This is a genomic window from Myroides pelagicus (assembly GCF_009711055.1).
Taxonomy (GTDB): domain Bacteria; phylum Bacteroidota; class Bacteroidia; order Flavobacteriales; family Flavobacteriaceae; genus Flavobacterium; species Flavobacterium pelagicum.
In genome coordinates this window covers 1-2932 of the sequence record NZ_WMJY01000073.1, presented here as the reverse complement: position 1 = coordinate 2932, position 2932 = coordinate 1, and the positions used below count along the sequence as shown (strand labels likewise).

2 protein-coding genes are annotated in these 2932 nt (G+C 31.5%); one reads left to right on the top strand and one right to left on the bottom strand.

Annotated features, from left to right (window positions below; translation table 11 throughout):
• Nucleotides 1-236 precede the first annotated feature (236 nt).
• Nucleotides 237-1145 carry a 23S rRNA (adenine(1618)-N(6))-methyltransferase RlmF gene (rlmF, locus tag GJV77_RS14530; protein ID WP_155037054.1) on the bottom strand — a complete coding sequence of 303 codons (909 nt, stop codon included), beginning with the start codon at nt 1143-1145 and terminating at the stop codon, nt 237-239.
• 283 nt (nt 1146-1428) lie between these two features.
• Between rlmF and GJV77_RS14525 the strand changes: the two genes are divergently transcribed.
• Nucleotides 1429-2787, top strand: coding sequence for a hydroxymethylglutaryl-CoA synthase family protein (locus GJV77_RS14525; RefSeq protein WP_155037053.1), 1359 nt, complete (start codon nt 1429-1431; stop codon nt 2785-2787).
• Nucleotides 2788-2932: the final 145 nt, after the last annotated feature.

The window sequence follows — 2932 nt, the reverse complement described above, 5'->3', positions numbered from 1 at the left end:
TTTTAAATGCTGTTGCATTTATTTGTTGAATCTAAGTGAGAAAACAAGTAGCCATTCTAAAAAACATAACGATCTATTATTACTTTTTAAAAAGTAATCATAGATCGTCTAGTTAGATAAATATCAACTTAATCTAACTTTATTATATCTAACAGACATACACAATTCATAATATACAATATAATAAAAAACTAATATCATTTGGAATTAATTAGGCACAATAGCAATATTAAATTCTAATATTTCCAAGCTAAGATACGGCTAACCTTATTTCCCTGAGCCATATTAATAATGCGTACTTCAGCTACTTCCAGTTTCTTTAATAAAGTCTGTAAAGGTCTTAAGTTATCCTTATTAGAAACTAACGTAGTGAACCACACCGCTTGTCTTTTATAGTGACGACTTTCATAAATATAATTTGTAACAAAGGACTTCTCTCCACCATCACACCACAACTCATTATTTTGTCCTCGAAAGTTCTGAACTGGCTTTCCGTTAACTTCTTTGCCTAAATTACGTAGTTTTTGTGTTGTCTTGGCTAAAGCTTCCTCTCTTGACTTAAAAAATGGAGGGTTACACATTACTAAATCATAATATTCACCTTCTTTTATGATTGAATGCAAAACATTTCTTTTATTCATTTGCCTGCGGATAATAACATTCGATTTTAAATGAGCATTATTATCAATAATTCTACTTGCTGTTTCTATAGATACACTATCCAATTCTGAACCAACAAAAGACCAACCATATTCTGCTACTCCTATAACTGGAAAAATAACATTCGCTCCAATACCAATATCAAGTATTTTTACTTTCTTACCTGTGGGTACTTTTCCATTATTCCCTTCAGCTAACAAATCTGCTAGATAATGTACATAATCAGCTCTCCCAGGTATAGGTGGACATAGATTTGTTTTCTCCATTGTCCAATACTTCATTTTGTAATCCTTCATCAAAATAGCTTTATTCAATGCCAATACAGCCTCTGGATCACTAAAATCAATGGTATCAATACCGCTTGGATTCTTTACTATAAACCCCTCAAGTTCTTCAACATAAATTTTAAGTTTATCAAAATCATAGTGTCCTGTATGTCTATTGCGGATATGTAATTTTCCTTTCTTAGCTGTCGTATCTTTCATCGTTCAAATATTTCATGCAAAAGTAAATGAATTCCTTCTTTTAATCAGTTTTTATTATAAAATCTAATCCAATACCTTCTCTAAAGACCAATTGAAAAATATGCAATAATATAATCTAACAATCGTTGATTTACAAAAACTTTCTTTATAAAAACACATTTTATGACAAACTATCTAATACAGAAATAAAAATAACATATACATTTCAGCTAACTTTCTTAGTTATTTTCATTAAATGGAAGTAATTTTACATTACTTAATTTTTTTAAAAAAAGAGCTCACAATGAAAGTCGGAATAGATAGTATAGCATATTACATCCCTAAAATTCACCTACCTATAGAAACTTTAGCTAAGGCGCGTAACATTGATCCATTGAAATTAAAAAACGGATTAGGGTTACACAAAATGGCTTTACTGGACGTCAATCAAGATGTAGTCACTATGGCTGCCAATGCTGTCTATTCATTACTAAAAGACAATCCTGAGACACAACCTTCAACAGTTGCAAAACTATATGTTGGTACAGAAAGTAGTATAGACAATTCTAAACCTATCGCCTCTTATGTTTTAGGTTTAATAGAACAACAATTCGGTGAAGGTACTTTGCGCCATTGTGACGCAGTGGATCATACATTTGCTTGTATTGGTGCTGTTGATGCAATGCAAAATGCAGTTGACTTTATTAAAGCCAATCCTACTCAAAAAGCCATCGTAGTAGCTACAGATTTTGCTAAGTATGACCTAGCTTCAACAGGAGAATATACACAAGGTGCAGGAGCTATAGCCTTATTAATTAGTGCTGAACCAAGAATCTTAGCATTTACTTCAAAAATAGGTGTATCTACAGAAAGTGTATTTGACTTCTTTAAGCCTTATAGAACAATTTCAAAAAGTAAGATAACAGGTAATCAACAAAATGAGGAATGGAATGGCATTGAAGAGGCTGAAGTTGCTATTCACAAAGAGCAACCAGTATTTGAAGGACAATATTCAAACCAATGTTATATCAATCGAATCACTGATGCTTATGCTCATTTCAAAGAAATAAACAACTACAATGAGCAGAAAGTATACCAAGACTGGAAAGTTCTCTTTATGCACTTACCTTATTGTTTTCAAGGCAGACGTACTTTTCACGAGATCGTATTACAAGACAATCCGCAATTGATTGATCAATCCGCACCTGATGCAAAAGATCAGATAAAAGCTTTCGCTAAATCACCTGAATATTTAACAATCGTAAATGAAAAAATAGCACCTTCTGAGATAGCATCCGGTCAAGTTGGAAATATATATACCGGCTCTATTTTCTTAGCAATGCTATCCACTCTTAGTTATTTCGAAAATAAAAATAGTAGTATTGATGGAGAAAAAGTTGGTTTCATTGCTTATGGCTCTGGTTCTAAATCAAAAGTATTTGAAGCTGAAATACAAAAAGATTGGAAAAATGGACTTCCGAAAACATCTCTTTTTGAAATGTTAGAACAGTCTAAAGCGATTGACTTTGACACTTACTTAGCTCTACATAAAAAGGAACAAAGTACACCTTTGACAAAGGCTATCAATGAATTTGTCTTGGAAAGAATTGAATCAGAGGACCCTAATTTAATCGGTGCTCGATATTATACCTATAAAAAATAGCTTTTCGTAACAAATATGAACTACAAGCTATATCACAGCCTTCTTTAACTTTTGATTTTTCGGATTAATTAAGTTTAAAAGAAATTCTATTTTTTTTATAATATTTTATTCTTAGATTCAACAAATAAATGCAACAGCATTTAAA